Source organism: Roseateles sp. SL47 (assembly GCF_026625885.1).
In the GTDB taxonomy this organism is placed as follows: domain Bacteria; phylum Pseudomonadota; class Gammaproteobacteria; order Burkholderiales; family Burkholderiaceae_C; genus Roseateles.
The window spans coordinates 5,390,739-5,407,780 of sequence record NZ_CP113068.1 but is presented as its reverse complement, the minus strand read 5'-3'; the positions used below and the strand labels follow the sequence as shown (position 1 = coordinate 5,407,780).

Annotated in this window: 14 protein-coding genes; 13 read left to right on the top strand and 1 reads right to left on the bottom strand. The window is 66.5% G+C overall.

What is annotated here, in order from left to right:
- The first annotated feature begins 8 nt into the window (after positions 1-8).
- Genes OU995_RS23435 through OU995_RS23385 form a run of 11 tightly spaced genes read left to right on the top strand, consistent with a single transcriptional unit; the run spans position 9 to position 13,820 of the window.
- Positions 9-1,109, top strand: a complete 1,101-nt coding sequence (locus OU995_RS23435; RefSeq protein ID WP_267832569.1) for an XrtA/PEP-CTERM system-associated ATPase — start codon at positions 9-11, stop codon at positions 1,107-1,109.
- A 38-nt stretch (positions 1,110-1,147) separates the two neighbouring features.
- Positions 1,148-2,029, top strand: coding sequence for an XrtA system polysaccharide deacetylase (locus OU995_RS23430; protein WP_267832567.1), 882 nt, complete (start codon positions 1,148-1,150; stop codon positions 2,027-2,029).
- Positions 2,026-3,060 (top strand): FemAB family XrtA/PEP-CTERM system-associated protein, encoded by a 1,035-nt coding sequence (locus OU995_RS23425; RefSeq protein WP_267832565.1) that lies wholly within the window; start codon positions 2,026-2,028, stop codon positions 3,058-3,060. The genes OU995_RS23430 and OU995_RS23425 overlap by 4 nt, the downstream gene beginning before the upstream one ends.
- Positions 3,061-3,069: 9 nt before the next feature.
- Positions 3,070-4,299 (top strand): TIGR03087 family PEP-CTERM/XrtA system glycosyltransferase, encoded by a 1,230-nt coding sequence (locus tag OU995_RS23420; protein WP_267832563.1) that lies wholly within the window; start codon positions 3,070-3,072, stop codon positions 4,297-4,299.
- Complete coding sequence (gene xrtA, locus OU995_RS23415) at positions 4,296-5,969, top strand: exosortase A (protein ID WP_267832562.1); 1,674 nt, start codon at positions 4,296-4,298, stop codon at positions 5,967-5,969. The genes OU995_RS23420 and xrtA overlap by 4 nt, the downstream gene beginning before the upstream one ends.
- On the top strand, positions 5,966-7,180 hold the full coding sequence (locus tag OU995_RS23410) for a TIGR03088 family PEP-CTERM/XrtA system glycosyltransferase (protein ID WP_267832561.1): 1,215 nt from the start codon (positions 5,966-5,968) through the stop codon (positions 7,178-7,180). Before xrtA ends, OU995_RS23410 begins: the two co-directional genes overlap by 4 nt.
- A 13-nt stretch (positions 7,181-7,193) precedes the next feature.
- The gene (locus OU995_RS23405; protein ID WP_267832559.1) at positions 7,194-9,110 is read left to right on the top strand and encodes an XrtA/PEP-CTERM system amidotransferase; all 1,917 of its coding nucleotides are present in this window, start codon (positions 7,194-7,196) and stop codon (positions 9,108-9,110) included.
- A 20-nt stretch (positions 9,111-9,130) separates the two neighbouring features.
- A complete protein-coding gene (locus OU995_RS23400; RefSeq protein WP_267832557.1) occupies positions 9,131-10,327 on the top strand; it encodes a glycosyltransferase family 4 protein in 1,197 nt (398 codons plus the stop codon).
- A 19-nt stretch (positions 10,328-10,346) separates the two neighbouring features.
- The gene (locus tag OU995_RS23395; RefSeq protein WP_267836352.1) at positions 10,347-11,549 is read left to right on the top strand and encodes a glycosyltransferase family 4 protein; all 1,203 of its coding nucleotides are present in this window, start codon (positions 10,347-10,349) and stop codon (positions 11,547-11,549) included.
- Positions 11,542-12,858, top strand: coding sequence for a putative O-glycosylation ligase, exosortase A system-associated (locus OU995_RS23390; protein WP_267832555.1), 1,317 nt, complete (start codon positions 11,542-11,544; stop codon positions 12,856-12,858). The genes OU995_RS23395 and OU995_RS23390 overlap by 8 nt, the downstream gene beginning before the upstream one ends.
- Positions 12,858-13,820: a polysaccharide deacetylase family protein gene (locus OU995_RS23385; protein WP_267832553.1), complete on the top strand. Its 963-nt coding sequence runs from the start codon at positions 12,858-12,860 to the stop codon at positions 13,818-13,820. The genes OU995_RS23390 and OU995_RS23385 overlap by 1 nt, the downstream gene beginning before the upstream one ends.
- A 75-nt stretch (positions 13,821-13,895) precedes the next feature.
- Here the strand turns inward: OU995_RS23385 and OU995_RS23380 are convergent, their stop codons facing one another.
- Positions 13,896-14,480, bottom strand: a complete 585-nt coding sequence (locus tag OU995_RS23380) for a nucleotidyltransferase family protein (protein ID WP_267832551.1) — start codon at positions 14,478-14,480, stop codon at positions 13,896-13,898.
- A 330-nt stretch (positions 14,481-14,810) separates the two neighbouring features.
- On the opposite strand from OU995_RS23380, the gene OU995_RS23375 reads away from it, so the two are divergent.
- Both OU995_RS23375 and OU995_RS23370 read left to right on the top strand, forming a co-directional pair.
- On the top strand, positions 14,811-16,025 hold the full coding sequence (locus OU995_RS23375; RefSeq protein ID WP_267832549.1) for a substrate-binding domain-containing protein: 1,215 nt from the start codon (positions 14,811-14,813) through the stop codon (positions 16,023-16,025).
- A 221-nt stretch (positions 16,026-16,246) separates the two neighbouring features.
- The gene (locus OU995_RS23370; protein WP_267832546.1) at positions 16,247-17,017 is read left to right on the top strand and encodes a transposase; all 771 of its coding nucleotides are present in this window, start codon (positions 16,247-16,249) and stop codon (positions 17,015-17,017) included.
- Positions 17,018-17,042: the final 25 nt, after the last annotated feature.

Sequence of the window (17,042 nt, the reverse complement as noted above, 5' to 3'; positions counted from 1 at the left end):
TTACCGCGATGTATGAGGCCTTCTACGGGCTGAGCAGCAAGCCGTTCCAGCTCAGCCCCGATCCCAGTTTTTATTTCGGCAGCAAGCAGCACCGGAAGGCCAAGGCCTATCTGGACTACGGCGTGCTGCGCAGTGATGGCTTCATCGTCATCACCGGCGAAATCGGCGCAGGCAAGACCACGCTGGTGCGTGGCCTGCTGGACAGCCTGAACCGCAGCCATGTGGTGATCGGCAATGTGGTCACCACCCAGCTGGATGCGGAAGACACCTTGCGCCTGGTGGGGGCGGCCTTCGGCGTGAGGGTGAAGGACCTGCCCAAAAGCGAAGTGCTGATGGCGCTGGAGGCCTTTTTTGTGAGCGAGGCCAGCCGTGGCAAACGCTGCCTGCTCATCGTCGACGAGGCCCAGAACCTCACTGCGCGCGCGGTGGAAGAGCTGCGCATGTTGTCCAACTTTCAGTTTGGCAACCAGTCGCTGGTGCAGACCTTCCTGGTGGGGCAACCCGAGTTCCGCGCCATCTTGCAGCGCCCGGAAATGGAGCAGTTCCGCCAGCGGATTGCGGCCAGCTGTCACATCGGGCCGCTGGATGAGGAGGACACCCAGCGCTATATCGAGCACCGCCTGAAATGCGCGGGTGCCGATGGCAAGCCGACCTTCGAGCCGGAAGCCTTCGCGGCGCTGCATCGGGCCAGCCACGGCATTCCGCGCCGCATCAACACCTTGTGCGACCGCCTGCTGCTGCTGGGCTTCATGGCCGAACGCATCCACCTGACGGTGGCCGATGTCGAGGAAGTGGTGGCCGATCTGTCCCGCGAATCGGCCTTTGCCCCGCCGCCGGTGGTGACGGTCTCGCTCCATGCTGCCGGGGAGCCGGTGCAGGAGGCTTCGCCGGAGGTGAACCATGCGCGCTTGCGCCTCCAGGCGCACGCGGCAGGCACCGATGTGGGCGCCGATGTGGGCGCGCTGGCGCAGGAACTGGCCGGCCTGGGCCTGGAAGGCCAGGATGCCCGGCTGCAACGCATCGAGGACAGCCTGATGCGGCTGGAACGCATCAACCAGCAGACGCTGGCCCTGCTGCAGAAGCTGGTGAGTGCGGTGAAGTCGCCGTGAGCGGCCCGCACTCGAACGCCCAGGGAAGGACCGAACCCATGACCCCCTCCACTCCCGCGGCCCGCGCCCGCATCCGCAATGCCATGAGCATCGACGTGGAAGACTACTTCCAGGTCAGTGCCTTTGCGCCCTACATCCAGCGTGCGGACTGGGACCTGCGTGAATGCCGCGTGCAGCGCAATGTGGGCCGCATCCTGGACCTGCTCGACGCACGCGGCGTCAAGGCCACCTTTTTCACCCTCGGCTGGATTGCCCAGCGTTATCCGCAACTCGTGCGCGACATTGTGGCGCGGGGTCACGAACTGGCCAGCCACGGATATGCCCATGAGCGCGCCAGCGATCTGAGCCCCGAGGCTTTCCGCCAGGACATCCTGAGCGCCAAACAGCTGCTGGAGGATCTGGGCGGTGTGGAAGTGAAGGGCTACCGGGCGCCGAGCTTCTCCATCGGTGAATCGAACCTCTGGGCCTTTGATGTGCTGGCCGACTGCGGCTACCGCTACAGCTCCAGCGTCTATCCCATCGAGCACGATCACTACGGCATGCCCGATTCGCCGCGTTTTGCCTATGAAGTGCGGCCCGGGCTGATCGAGGTGCCGGTGACGACACTGCGCTTTCGCGGACGCAACTACCCCAGCAGTGGCGGCGGCTGGTTCCGCCTGCTGCCCTATGGGGTGACCCGCTGGATGATCGAACGCTTCAACCGCATCGAAGGCCGCAGCGCGGTGTTCTATTTCCATCCCTGGGAAATCGATCCGGAGCAGCCCCGCATCAGCGGCATCGATGCCAAGACCCGTTTCCGGCACTACGTGAACATCGGCCGCACCGAAAGCCGCATCGAGCAACTGCTGGCGGATTTCGACTGGGCCCGCATGGACGAGCTGTTCCTGCCTGCCCCGGTGCTGCAGCGGGAGGCCGCATGATCGTCCGGCGTCTTGCGCTGGACGATGCCGAAGGAGCCCGCCGCTGGGACGCCTTTGTCCAGGCCTGCCCGGAAGCCACGTTTTTCCACCTGAGCGGCTGGCAACGCATCCTGCGCCGACAGTTCGGCCACGAGGGCTACTTCTTTTATGCGGAGCAGGACGGCCGCATCGAAGGGGTGTTGCCACTGGCGGAAAACAAGAGCCGCCTGTTTGGCCATGCGCTGGTGAGCCTGCCGTTTGCGGTCTATGGCGGCGTGGCGGCTCCGTCGGCGCAGGCCGCCGACGCCCTGGAGCAGGCCGCACGGGAAACGGCCCAGCAGCTGAAGGTGGAGCATCTGGAGATGCGCAACCGCATCCGGCGCCATGAGGACTGGCCGCACCAGGACCTGTATGTCACCTTCCGCAAGGAGATCCTGCCCGAGGAAGAGGCCAACATGCTGGCCATTCCCCGCAAGCAACGGGCCATGGTGCGCAAGGGCATCAAGAACCAGCTGAAGGCTGAGATCGACCCGTCGGTGGACCGTTTTTTTGCGCTGTATGCCGACAACGTCCACCGCCACGGCACCCCCGCCATGCCCAAGCGCTACTTCCAGGCCTTGCTGGATGAATTCGGTGATGCGGCCGAAGTGCTGGTGGTCAGCAGCGAACAGGGCGAGCCGCTCTCCGGGGTGCTGAGCTTCTACTTTCGCGATGAGGTGTTGCCTTACTACGCGGGCGACGCCGTGGCAGCGCGGGACCTGGCCGCCAACGACTTCAAGTATTGGGAGCTGATGCGTCGTGCCTGCGCACGCGGCCTCAAGGTGTTTGACTACGGCCGAAGCAAGCAGGGCACGGGCTCGTTTGCGTTCAAGAAGAACTGGGGCTTTGAGCCGACGCCGCTGCATTACGAGTACTGCCTGTACCGCCGCGACGCCGTGCCGCAGAACAACCCGAGCAATGCCAAGTACCAGCTGATGATCAAGGCCTGGCGGCGTCTGCCGATCGGCGTGGCCAACTGGCTGGGCCCGCACATCGTGCGCAGCCTGGGCTGAGGGGGGCGCATGGCCCGCATTCTGTATCTCGTCCATCGCCTGCCGTATCCGCCCAACAAGGGCGACAAGCTGCGCTCCTACCACCTGCTCAAGCATCTGGCCGCCGGCCACGAGGTGGTGCTGGGCAGCTTCATCGACGATGGGGAAGACTGGGCCCATGTTCCCGCCCTGCGGCAGTGCTGCGCGGATGTGTTTGTGGCCGGCCTGAACCCGCTCACGTCCCGACTGGCCAGCCTGCGGGGCCTGATCAGCGGCGAGGCGCTCAGCCTGCCCTACTACCGGCACCGGGCGATGCGGGCCTGGATTGAACAATTGGCGCAGGGGCCCCGCTTTGACGCCATCGTCGTCTTCTCCTCCACCATGGCGCAGTACGCGCTGCAACTGCGCCAGACCATGGGCGACGTGCCCATGCTGGTGGACTTTGTGGATGTGGATTCCGCCAAATGGACCGACTATGCCAAGGCACATCGCTGGCCGATGTCCTGGCTTTACCGCCGTGAAGGCCGGGAACTGCTCGCTTACGAGCGGCAGGTGGCCGAGCATGCGCGCTGCTCCTTCTTCGTGACCGAAAGCGAGAAGGCGCTGTTCCAGCGGCTCTCTGCCTCCGGCGCGCCGGTGGAGGCGCTGGGCAATGGGGTGGACAGTGGCTATTTTTCGCCACTGCCCGCGCAGGGCAACCCGTTTGATCCGGACGAACTGCCGCTGGTCTTCACCGGAGCGATGGACTACTGGCCCAACGTGGATGCGGTGCAGTGGTTTGCCAGCGAAGTGCTGCCGGGCCTGCGGCAACGCTGGCCGAAGCTGCGCTTCACCATCGTGGGCCGCAGCCCCACACCGGCGGTGCAGGCGCTGGCTGGGGAGTCGGTGCGGGTGACCGGCACGGTGCCGGATGTGCGCCCCTATCTGCAGCATGCGGCTGCAGTGGTGGCCCCGCTGCGCCTGGCGCGCGGCGTGCAGAACAAGATTCTGGAAGCGATGGCCGTGGGCCGCCCGGTGGTCGCGGCCCGCAGTTGCGTGGAAGCGCTCAGCGCCAATGGTGTGCTGGCCGGCCAGGATTTGCTGTCTGCGGACTCGGCTGGAGACTATCTGGAACTGGTGCATGCGCTGCTGTCCGCACCCCAGCGCGCCCAGGCGATGGGGCAGCAGGCCCGGGAACGGGTGCTGCGCCAGTTCAGCTGGCACGCCCATCTCTCCCGGTTGGACCACTACCTGCCTCGCAGCCCCGAGGGGGCCGCATGAGCGTGACCACACCCAAGCGGCTGGGCCCGGTCAGCCTGCCGGCCGCCTGGCGCCGCCCGCTGCTGGTGCTGGGGCTGCTGGTGCTCGTGCTGCTGCTGCTGTACCGGCAGACGGCGCTGGGCATGGTGAACATCTGGTGGCGGTCCGGCACCTTCACCCATGCGTTTCTGGTGCCGCCGATCGTGTTGTGGCTGGCCTGGCGGCGCCGCGCCGTGGTGGCGTCACTGACGCCTTGGCCGATGCCCTGGCTGGCAGTGCCGATCGCCCTGATGGGTGCGGTGTGGCTGCTGGCGGATTTCGCGGCCATCAATGCCGCCACCCAGTTCCTGCTGGTGGCCATGCTGGTGCTGCTGGTGCCGGCGGTGCTGGGCCCTGCGGTGACGCGGGAGATGATGTTTCCGCTGGCGTTTCTGTTCTTCTGCGTGCCTATCGGCGAATTCCTGCTGCCGCAGTTGATGGAGTGGACCGCGCGCTTCACCGTGCTGGCCCTGCGCCTGAGCGGCATTCCGGTCTACAAGGAGGGCCTGCAGTTCATCATCCCCAGCGGCCAATGGTCGGTGGTGGAGGCCTGTTCCGGCGTGCGGTATCTCATTGCATCGCTGATGGTCGGCACGCTCTATGCCTACCTCAGCTATCAGACACTGCGCCGCCGCCTGGCCTTCATCGCCTTTGCCCTGGCCTTGCCGCTGGTGGCCAACTGGGCACGGGCCTATCTGATCGTCCTCATGGGCCATCTCTCCGGCAACACCCTGGCGGTGGGCGTGGACCATCTCATCTACGGCTGGGTCTTCTTCGGCCTTGTGATGCTGGTCATGTTCCTGATCGGTGGGCGATGGGCGCAAGCGGAGCGGCCTCTCCAGCCGGCGACGGACCGCCGGTCGGCCGACGGGGCCGGGGCGGCGTCCCCCTGGGTGAGCGCGACGGCGCTGGTGGCGGTGCTGATGCTGCCGGTGGCCGCCAGCGCCTGGCTGCGGCAGGGCAGTGGTACGGTGGTGACCGGGCTGACAGCACTCTCGCCTGCGGGCGGCTGGGTCGTCCGCCCCGTGCCCGCCGACGCCTGGCAGCCCGGATTCAGTGGGGCCAATGCCAGCGTGCATGAGCGCTTTGCCCGCGTTGGCGGGAACGGTCCGGTTGATCCAGGCGTCCCAGCCAGTCCAGGCGTCCCACGCAGTTCAAGCCAGGGCCCTGACCCGAGCGCGGCGCAGGAAGTCGGTCTTCATCTCCAATACTTCCGCGACCAGGACTACGACCGCAAGCTGGTCAGCTCCAGCAACCTGGTGGTGATGCCGGACAACAAACAATGGGCTGCGGTGTCTCGCGGCCAGACCTCGGTGCCCTTGTCCACAGCCACGGAGCTGCCGATGCTCACCACGGACATCCGCGCCGCCGGTCTGGAAGCCAGCAGCGCCCGCCGTCTGCTGGCCTGGCATGTGTACTGGATCAACGGGCGCCCGATGGTCAGCGACTGGCGCGCCCGGCTGCTGGGCGCCTGGGGCCGCATGACGGGGCAGGGCGATGATGCCGCCCTGGTGCTGGTCTACACCGCACAGGACGAGGCCGCACCGCAGCGGCTGCGGCAGTTCATGCAACACCACTGGCCGGCCATCGATGCCGAGCTGCAGCGCGTGCGCTCGCAGCACACACCGGCAGCCACGGGAGGGCGGCCATGAGCGTCCGTCTGCCCTTGGTCCACGGCAGCGACCGCCGGGGAGACCCGCGCCCGCTGGTGCTGCATGTGATGTACCGCTTTGACACCGGTGGGTTGGAGAATGGCGTGGTCAACCTCATCAACCACATGCCGGCCGACCGCTACCGCCACGCCATCCTCGCGCTGACCGAGGTGACGGACTTCCGTCGCCGCCTGCAGCGCGACGATGTCGACTTCTTTGCGTTGAACAAACCCCCCGGCCAGGGTTTCTGGCTCTATCCCCAGCTCTACCGGTTGTTTCGCACCCTGCAGCCCGCCGTCGTGCACAGCCGCAACCTCGCCGCGCTGGAGGTGCAGCTGCCGGCCTGGCTGGCGCGGGTGCCGGTACGCATCCATGGAGAACATGGTCGGGATGTGGGAGACCTGGATGGCCGCAATCGCACCTATCAGCGGGTGCGCCGCTTCTATCGCCCCTTCGTGTCGCACTACATCGCTCTGTCCCGCGACCTGGGGGACTACCTGACCGGTCCGATCGGCGTGCCCGAGGCGCGTGTCAGCCAGTTCGTCAACGGCGTGGATACCGAGCGTTTCCGCGCGGGCCTTGTCGACGGTGTGCCGCGTCAGGCGCAGCCCATCAACGGCTGCCCGTTCGACCCTGCCCGGCACTGGATCATCGGCACGGTGGGCCGCATGCAGGCGGTGAAGGATCAGCTCATGCTCACCCGCGCCTTTATCCTGATGGTGCATGCGGCGCAGGACCTGCGGGATCGGCTGCGCTTGGTGATGGTGGGCGACGGCCCGCTGCGGGCCGAGTGCCAGGCCCTGCTGGACGAGGCCGGCATGTCCGATCTGGCCTGGCTGCCCGGCGAGCGCAGCGATGTGCCGGCGGTGATGCGCGGCCTGCATGTCTTCGCGCTGCCCTCTCTGGCCGAAGGCATCTCCAACACCATTCTGGAGGCCATGGCCAGCGGGCTGGCGGTGGTGGCCACCGAGGTCGGCGGCAATGCCGACCTGGTGACCCCGCAGATCAGCGGCCTGCTGGTGGCTGCGGGTGATCCGCAGCCGATGGCCACGGCCCTGCTGCGCCTGGCGCGCAGCCCGGCGCAGGCCGCAGCCATGGGGGATGCAGGACGCCATCGGGTGGAGCGGGACTTCAGCATGCGGGCCATGGTGGCTCGTTATCAGGGGCTGTACGACCGCCTGCGCGGCCAGTCGCCGGCATCAGGGAACTGACGGGAACAACATCATGTGCGGAATCAGCGGCATCTTCGACACCCGGGGCCGGCGCGACTTCGACGCCGCCCTGATGCATCGCATCAACGACACGCTCCACCATCGCGGGCCGGATGAGGGCTCCATCCATCTGCAGCCGGGCCTGGGCTTTGGCCACCGCCGCTTGTCCATCATCGACATCGCCACCGGGCAGCAGCCGCTGTTTAATGCGCAGGGCACGGTGGGCATCGTCTTCAACGGTGAGATCTACAACTACCAGTCGCTGATGGCCGAGCTGCAGGCGTTGGGGTATGTGTTTCGCACGCGCAGCGACACCGAGGTCATCGTGCATGCCTGGTCCGCCTGGGGCGAAGACTGCGTGCAGAAGCTGCGTGGCATGTTTGCCTTCGTGCTGTGGGACCAGGCGCGGGATGTGCTGTTCATGGCGCGGGATCGGCTTGGTGTGAAGCCGATGTTCTACGCCTTGCTGGACGACGGTGCGCTGGTGTTCGGCTCCGAGCTCAAGGCGCTGATGGCCCATCCGCAACTGCGCCGCGACATTGACCCGCAGGCGGTGGAAGAGTACTTTGCGCTGGGCTATGTGGCCGAGCCGCGTACTGTGTTCCGCCAGGCTCTCAAGCTGCCGCCCGGCCATACCCTGGTGGTCCGCCGCGGCGAGACGCTGGGCCAGCCGCGCCGCTACTGGGATGTGCAATTCACGCTGGACGCCAAGATCGACGAGACCCAGGCGCAGGAAGAACTGCTGCGCCGCCTGCGTGAATCGGTCCGGCTGCGCATGATTGCCGAGGTGCCGCTCGGTGCCTTCCTCTCCGGCGGGGTGGACTCGAGTGCGGTGGTGGCCATGATGGCCGGTGAGAGCACGAGCCCGGTCAAGACCTGCTCCATCGCGTTTGATGACCCGGCCTACAACGAATCCGAATTCGCCCAGCAGGTGGCCGACCGCTATCACACCGACCACCATGTGGAGATGGTGCAGAGCGACGACTTCGATCTCATCGACACCCTGGCGCGTCTGTACGACGAGCCTTACGCCGACAGCTCCGCCATCCCTACGTACCGCGTCTGCCAACTGGCGCGCAAGCATGTCACGGTGGCGCTGTCCGGGGACGGCGGTGATGAGAGCTTCGGCGGTTACCGCCGCTACAGGCTGCACATGATGGAAGAGCGCATGCGGGCCAGCCTGCCGCTGGGCCTGCGCCGCCCGCTGTTCGGCACGCTGGGCCGTTTGTATCCGAAGGCGGACTGGGCGCCGCGCGTCTTCCGGGCCAAGACCACCTTCCAGGCACTGGCGCGCAATTCGGTGGAAGCCTATTTCCACACCATGTCCGTGATCCGGGACAACGAGCGTCTGCCGCTCTACAGTGCCCGCTTCAAATCGGAGCTGGGCGGCTACAACGCCCGCGAGCTGTTCCTGCGCCATGCCGAGCGGGCCAACACCGATGACCCGCTGGCGATGATTCAATACATCGACCTTCACACCTATCTGGTGGGGGACATCAACACCAAGGTCGACCGCGCGTCCATGGCGCATTCGCTGGAAGTGCGTGAACCCTTGATGGACCATCCGCTGGTGGAGTGGCTGGGCACGCTGCCGTCACATCTCAAGCTGCGCGGTGGGGAAGGCAAGTATCTCTTCAAGAAATCGCTGGAGCCGCATCTGCCCCGGGACGTGCTGTACCGGCCCAAGATGGGCTTTGCCGTGCCACTGTCGCGCTGGTTCCGCGGGCCGCTGCGCCAGCGGGTGCGCAGCTCGCTGCTGGGCGGCCCGCTGGCGGATTCGGGCTGGTTCGACCTCAAGGCCATCGGGCAACTGGTGGAGCAGCATGAGAACGGCAGCCGGGACCACAGCACGCCCCTGTGGACGCTGCTGATGTATGACGCGTTCCTGCGCAACGTCATGGGCATGGCGCCGATGCGCCAGGCCGCCTGACGTCACCAACGGCCCCTCGAATGAAGATCCTCTATCACCACCGCACCGCGTCCAAGGACGGCCAGGCGGTCCATATCGAAGAGATGATTGGCTCGCTGCGTGCCTTGGGGCATGAGGTGATGGTCGTGGCGCCGGGCGGGGAGTCCCGGCCGCAGGACAAGGCCCGCATGGGCGACGACGTCGGTTGGGTGCAGCGCCTGCGTGCCCGCTTGCCCAAGTGGGTCTATGAGCTGCTGGAGCTGGGTTATTCACTGCTGGCCTACCGGCGGCTGGCCCGTGCCGCCCGGGTGTTCCGGCCCGACGCCATCTACGAGCGCTACAACCTCTATCTGCTGGCCGGCCTGCTGCTCAAGCGCCGCACCGGCTTGCCGCTGCTGCTGGAAGTGAATGCACCGCTGGCCGATGAACGCGAGCGCTTTGGCGGTCTGGCCCTGCCACGCCTGGCGCGGTGGGCCGAGGGCCTGGTCTGGCGCGGCGCCGACATGGTGCTGCCGGTCACCCGGGTGCTGGGGGATCTGGTGGCCGCGCGTGGTGTGCCGGCGGAGCGCTTGATGGTGGTGCCCAACGGCATCAATGAAGAGCACTTCGCAGGCGCACCAACACCGGCCGAGGCCAAGGCGGCCCTGGGCTGGCCGGACGCGCTGGTGCTGGGCTTTACCGGTTTCGTGCGGGACTGGCATGGCATGGACCGGGTGATCCGCTGGATGGCCAGTGGCGATGCGCCGCGTCATGCGCGCCTGCTGCTGGTCGGGGACGGCCCGGCGCGTGCCGACCTGGAGGCTTTGGCACGGGAGCTGAACCTGGGGGACCGGGTGCGTTTCACCGGGGTCATCTCCCGTGATGACGTGCCGCGCCACGTGGCCGCTTTTGACATCGCCCTGCAGCCGGCGGTGGTGGCTTACGCCTCGCCGCTCAAGCTGTTTGAATATCTGGCGCTGGCCAAGGCCATCGTCGCGCCCCGGCAGCCCAACATCGAAGAAGTGCTGGAGGATCAGCGCAATGCGCTGCTCTTCGACCCTGCCCAGCCGCTGGCGCTGGAGGGGCTGCTGGCGCGCCTGGCCCATGACGAAGCGCTGCGCCAGCGGCTGGGGGAGGGCGCCCACGCCACCATCGGCCGCTTGAACCTGACCTGGCTGGGCAATGCTGAACGGGTGGTGGCGCTGGCGCGGTCGCTGCGGGACGCCCCAGCGTCCACGCTGGGTGATGTGAAGATTTGAGGTCGTGCCAAAAGCCATGCTGAAGCTGCTGACCTTTTCCACGCTCTACCCCAGCGCTCAGATGCCCAGCCACGGCATCTTTGTGGAAACCCGTCTTCGCCATCTCGTGGGCTCCGGACAGGTCACCTCGCGCGTGGTGGCCCCGGTGCCCTGGTTCCCGTTCAAGGCCGAACGCTTTGGTGAATATGCCCGCTTTGCCACGACGCCGAAGGACGAAATGCGCCATGGATTGGCGGTGAGCCACCCCCGCTTCATCCGGCTGCCCAAGGTGGGCATGAGCAGCGCGCCCTACACCCTGGCCTGGACGGCACTGCGGGCGGCGCGGGCCTTGCAACGCGCGGGTGAAGACTTCGATCTGATCGATGCCCACTACTTCTATCCGGACGGTGTGGCCGCCGCGATGGTGGCCAAGGCCTTGGGCAAGCCGCTGGTGATCACCGCCCGCGGCACCGACATCAATCTCATCCCGGCCTACAGCTTCCCTCGCAAGCTCATTCTGCGGGCAGCGGCCCAGGCGGACGCCATGGTCACCGTCTGCGCGGCGCTGAAGGATGAGCTGGTGCACCTCGGTGCCGATGCCGCCAAGATCCATGTGCTGCGCAATGGCGTGGATCTGACGCTCTTCCATCCCGGTGGGCGTGACGCGGCCAGAACGGCCCTGGGTCTGGCGCCCGGACGCTTCACGCTGGCGTCGGTCGGCCATCTGATTGAACGCAAAGGCCATGAGCTGGTCATTGCGGCGCTGGCCGAGTTGCCGGACGTCGATCTGCTCATTGCCGGCGCAGGCCCGGAAGAGGCCGCCTTGCGCCGTCGGGCCGCCGAGTTGGGTGTGACCGACCGTGTGCGGTTCCTGGGTCCGCTGCCGCAATCACGGCTGCGGGAGGTGTATGTGGGCGCGGATGCCCTGGTGCTGGCCTCCAGCCGCGAAGGCTGGGCCAATGTGCTGCTGGAGGCGATGGCCTGCGGCACGCCGGTGGCGGCGTCCAACGTGTGGGGCACGCCGGAAGTGGTGGCCAGCCCGGAAGCGGGCGAGTTGATGCTGCAGCGCACCGCCGCAGGGGTGGCCGCTGCCGTGCGGGCCCTGCGGGCCGCGCCGCGTGACCGTACCGCCACACGGCGCTATGCCGAGCAGTTCTCCTGGGAGGCCACCACCCAGGGCCAGATCGATTTGTTCCAGCGGGTGTTGGCCGCCCGTGGAGTGCCGGAGTTCCGACATGCGTGACCTGATCATGCTGGCCCTGTTTTCGCTGCTCATCTGGAAGACGATGAAGGAGCCGATCTGGGGCGTGCTGGGCTGGGTGTGGATGGGGGTGATGAACCCGCACCGCCTGGCTTACGGTTGGGCCCACGACGCGCCGTGGTCGATGGTGATTGCGCTGGCGCTGTTTGTCAGCCTGCTGATCCACCGGGACAAGCTCACCCGCTTCCCGTTCAACGGCGTGACGGTGCTGTTGCTGATCTGGATGCTGTGGATCGGTGTCTCGCCGATGATCCATTCCTTCTATCCGGACCGCGAGTTCGCGCCTTGGTCCCGCGCCTTCAAGGTGCTGCTGATGGTGATGGTGTCCATGCTGGTGGTGCAACGCCGGCGTGACCTGGACTGGCTGGCCCTGGTGCTGGTGATTTCCATCGGTTATTACGGGCTCAAGGGCGGCCTGTTCACCATCATGACCGGCGGCGCGGCGCGGGTGTGGGGGCCGGAGGGGTCCTTCATCGAGGACAACAACTCGCTGGCCCTGGCCACCATCATGACGGTGCCGCTGATCCGATATCTGCAGTTGCAGGCCACCAAGCGATGGCAGCGGAACCTGGCCCTGGTGGCGATGCTGCTGTGCATGGCCTCGGCGGTGGGCTCGCAGTCGCGCGGTGCCTTCCTGGCCATCTGTGCCATGTCGTTCTTCATGTGGCTCAAGAGTCGCAACAAGCTGCCGCTGGCCTTGGTGGTGCTGGTGGCCCTGCCGCTGATCTTCGTGTTCATGCCGGAGAGCTGGACCGACCGCATGGAGACCATCAAGACCTACAACCAGGACGGTTCGGCCATGGGCCGCATCAACGCCTGGCAGACGGCCTGGCGGCTGGCGGTCGATCTGTTCCCGCTGGGCGGAGGTTTCACCGTGGCCGGGCCGGCGGCCTTTGCCAAATATGCGCCGGACCCCACCATTCCGCTCACCGCGCACAGCATCTATTTCCAGGCGCTGGGCGAGCATGGTTTTGTCGGGCTGTTCCTGTTCGTGGGCATCTTCTGGCTGACCTGGCGGCGCGCGTCCCTGGTGATCCGGGCCACACGCAATGTGGCCGAGCTGCAATGGGCCCGGGACCTGGCCGCCATGTGCCAGGTGGGCCTGATCGGTTATGCCACCGGCGGCGCATTCCTGAGCCTGGTCTATTTCGACATGCCCTACTACCTGGTGCTGATGGTGGTGGCCCTGGACCGCATCGTGGCCCGTGAGATGGACCAGCGCACCCAGGCAGCCATTGCCGCCGGCACGCGCCCGGCCAACGTGCATTCGCCCTATTGGGGAGGTGCCTGATGCTGGCCTCGCTGAGCCTGCTGGGCTGGCCGGGCGGTGCGCCGGCCTTGAGCATCCTCATCTATCACCGGGTGCTGCCAGTGCCGGACCCCTTGCGCCCCGGCGAAATCGACGCGGCGCTGTTCGAGGCCCAGACCCGCTTCCTGTCGCGACATTTCACGCTGATGACCGTGTCCGAGGCCGCGCAGGCCTTGCGCGAGAAACGTCTGCCCCGACGTGCCGCCTGCATCACCTTTGATGATGGCTATGCGGACAACCTGACGGTGGCCCATCCCATCCTGGCGCGCCACCAGGCCAAGGCCACGGTGTTTGTGGCGACCGGGTATCTCAACGGCGGACGCATGTTCAGCGACACCGTCATTGAATTCGTGCGTCGGGCCCACGGACCGGTGCTCGACCTGGCATCGATCGGCATGGGCCGGCATCCGATCTCGACGGGGGAAGAACGGCTGAAGGCCATCTCCGCCTTGCAGGTGCAGCTGAAGTATCTGGCGCCTGCGGAGCGGGATGCACAGGTGGCACGGATGCTGGCGGCCCATCCGGTGGGGCCGCTGCCGGAGGACCTGATGCTCAGCGACGCGCAACTTCGTGCGCTGGCAGATGCGGGCCATGAGGTCGGTGGACACACGGTGGACCACACGGTGCTCACCACCTTGACACTGGACGCTGCGCGCCATCAGGTGCAGGCGGGACGCGAGGCTCTGGAACGGCTGACCGGCCGCCCGGTACGCAGCTTTGCTTATCCGAATGGTCGCCCGGTGCGCGACTACGACGCCGGCCATGCGGCCCTGCTGCGGGAACTGGGCTTTGAGGCTGCCGTGTCGACGGCGGCGGGTGTGGCCCGGCCCGGGGCCGATCTGTTCCAACTGCCGCGCTACACGCCGTGGGGTCGCTCCATCACCCTGTTCGCCGCGCGCCTGATGCGCAATGCCCGCATGGGGGCACCGTCCGCTGTCGTCTGATGGCGAAGGTGGCGGTGCATCGCTGCCTTGCGGCGCGCACCGGTTGCCTCCCCCAGCCCTGACGCGACGTGAGGGTCAAGCGGTTGCGATGCGCGTTGGCGACAGATCCTGGGGCGGATGGATCGTCAGCCAGGGCCAGCGTCGCTGATAGGACGCCGCCTTGCGTTCGAACAGGTCGCGATGCGGGGACAGCGGGTTCATCCGCAGATCTCCCGCATACAACGAAGCGAGCCCGTTCGGCGCGTAGACCTCGCCGCCCGGTCGCACACCCACGCAGGTGGCCGGTACCAGGAAACGGTCGATGCCTTCCTTCGAACTGCCCAGCGGTGCGTAGGGATGGCCGAAGTAGCTTTCATACCAGAGATGGACCCGCGCCTGGTTGGTGGCCTCCACGGTGATGCCCAGATCGCCCAGCACGGTCTCTGCATGCGCCTGCATGCGGCGCTCCCCCTCGTCGGTGACATCGTCCGGATTGAAGTAGAAGAGGTCGTAGTCCTGGATGTCCGCTGTGGGGTCACGGCCGCTGTGCAGGTTCCACACGGTCTGGAACAGACAGCCCGCCACCAGCCAGCCGTCCGGCAAGGCCAGTGCATCCCAGCGCTCCAGGATGCGGCGGTTGTGAGGGTTGCGAAGAATGTCGGCGTGGAAGCGTTCTTGCATCCAATCAGTATCGCGCCTTGTTTCCCAGTGCACGGTGGCGAATGCTCGGGAGGATCTGCGGCCGCTTCGGGAGAAGTTCCGGAGAAGGGCCCGCTCTGACGCTTCTCCAGCCCTGCACACACCCGTGATTGACCGCTCGTGTTCCGGTGATCCGGTCAATGGGCCGTCACCCTGCCACCGAAGAATGAGCACATCGGCAACACGGCCCTGCAGTGCTGCCGATGCCTCGACAAAAGGTCGAACAGGCGTGTCACCTCACCACCACGGGGCCGCGCCTGAGAGGCTAAGAGTCTGGTGTTTCAACCTCTGGTTTGTTCAAGGAGCAACTTGATGAAATCCGTGAATCTCCATATCGGCCGCCTGCATGCTGCCGTGGCCATGGCCCTGATCGCTGTGACCGGTGCCGCCGCTGCCCAATCGGTGACCTCTGGCGGCGCCACGCTGCCGCAGCCGATGTACCAAGACATCATCACCAATGGCCCGATCCTCGGTACCTGGACCTATCTGGGGACGGGCAGCGGCACGGGCAAGACCGCTTTCCTGACCAACAATGCCTCCCTGCTGGGCAAGTCCGGCACGGTGCACATCGTGGGCAGTGATTCCGCGCTGAGCAGCGCCGAAATCACCACCTACAACGCGGCCTACAACAACGGCAGCGCTTCCACCGTGGCCAACTATGGCCGTCTGGTGCAGATCCCCGCTGTCGCCACCCCCGTGCTGCTGCCTTACAAGGAATCCGGCATCACCACGCTGAACCTGAGCACCGAAGAGCTGTGCAAGATCTACTCGTTCGACAGCGGCGCTCGCACCTGGAACCAGGTGACGACGGTGGCCGATGACGGTGGCGTGGGCGCAGCCAGCCCGATCGCCGTGGTCTATCGCACCGACAACAGCGGCACGACCGAGCTGCTGTCGCGCTTCCTGAACCAGGCCTGCGCACCGTTTGGCAAGTCCTTCACCGTCTCCAACAACTTCAAGACGATGGTGGCCAGCGCCCTGCCGGCCCTCACCGCCGCACAGGACGCCAACAACGACGGCCTGCCCGATGTGTGGGTGGGCGGCGCCGGCAGCGGTGGTGTCAAGACCGCCGTGACCGCCAACCACAGCCTGGGCTACCTGAGCCCCGAGCCTGGCTACACCGGTGAACAAAATGCCGTGGTGGCCCGCATCAATGGCTTCTCGCCCAATGACGACGCCATCCGCTCCGCGCTGCCGGCCCCCCCGGCCACGACCCTGGCCCGTGCCAACCCGATCAACTGGGTGCCGGCCTACACCTACAACGCGTCGTTCTATCCCATCTACGGCACCACCAACCTGATCCTGGGTCAGTGCTATGCCGGCGGGGCTGCTTCCGGCAGCGCAGCCTATGCGACCAAGGACTTTGTCAGCAAGCTGGTCGGCGGTACCTACGACAGCTACATCACCACCCACAACTTCGTGAAGCTGCCCGCCGCCTGGCTCACCGCCATCCAGCAGACCTTCCTGACCTCGGGTGCCTCGCTGGAAATCAACGGCACCGCCTGCTCCAGCGTGACCGGCCGCTGAGTGATCTGACTCACCGCTTCGGCAGGTGAGCTCGCCAGACTGGTTCGCCAGTCTGGCGTTCTGCATTGCGCACATCGCTGAAGCCGCGAGTGGTGAATCCGGATCGAAAGCCTGCGGTTTCCCACCGCGCCACTCGTCTGATGGATAGGGCGCCTCAATGCGCGGACCAGCCTCCGGCTGCCACCGTGTGTGAAGCGTCCCCCAACAGGGCGGAGGTCAAGATGAGAAAACGGAGGCCAGACCATGATGCAGCCGGCGAATACGCACCCAGCGTGTCCATGCAGACGCTGGACAAGGAACTGTCCCGCCATGTGGAGATGGCCCGCAGCAAACCGGTGCCGGTGGACCGCTATGGCGTTCCCTGGGTGTGGATCGTCTCGCACCCCGTGTGGATGGCCGTTGATCATTTGAAGGCGCTGGTGCCACCGGAGCATCCGCTGGTGCACCTGAGAGAGGCCATCGACAACACGCTGGCGTTTGAAAGCCGGTTCATTGCGGAACTGGAAGCGTCCTGCCGGAGCGGCCTGGAGGGCCGCATGCTGGTGCGGGCCTGGTTGCTGCAGGTGGTGTATTCGCTGCCCGACCCGCGCCGCGTTCGCGAGGGCATGGGCTACAACATGCTGTGGCGCTGGTTCGTCGGTTATTCGCTGCGGTCGGATCCGCTGCCGGATCCGCAGGCGTTTGAGCAGGACCTGAACCGCGTCTGTGCCGATGCGCATGCGGTCGACATCGTCTGGCGCTGCCTCAACGGCTCGGCCTTTGTGACCGACGACCATGAAGAGTTTCGGATCAATCGTGGGCTGCTGCAGGCGCTGCGGGCGCACCACATCCAGGCGGCTGCTGGTTTGGAGGGCGTGAATCGGGCCCATGCGGCCGCTCCGGCGGTCCGACTCAATGAAGCGGTGGGCTCGTCACTGGCGCCAGGGGGGGGGCTGGGGGCCCTGGGGTCACTGGGGTCACTGGGGTCATTGGGAAGAGCCGCTGCCAGATAAGGCCTGCATCGGCGCAGCCACCCGC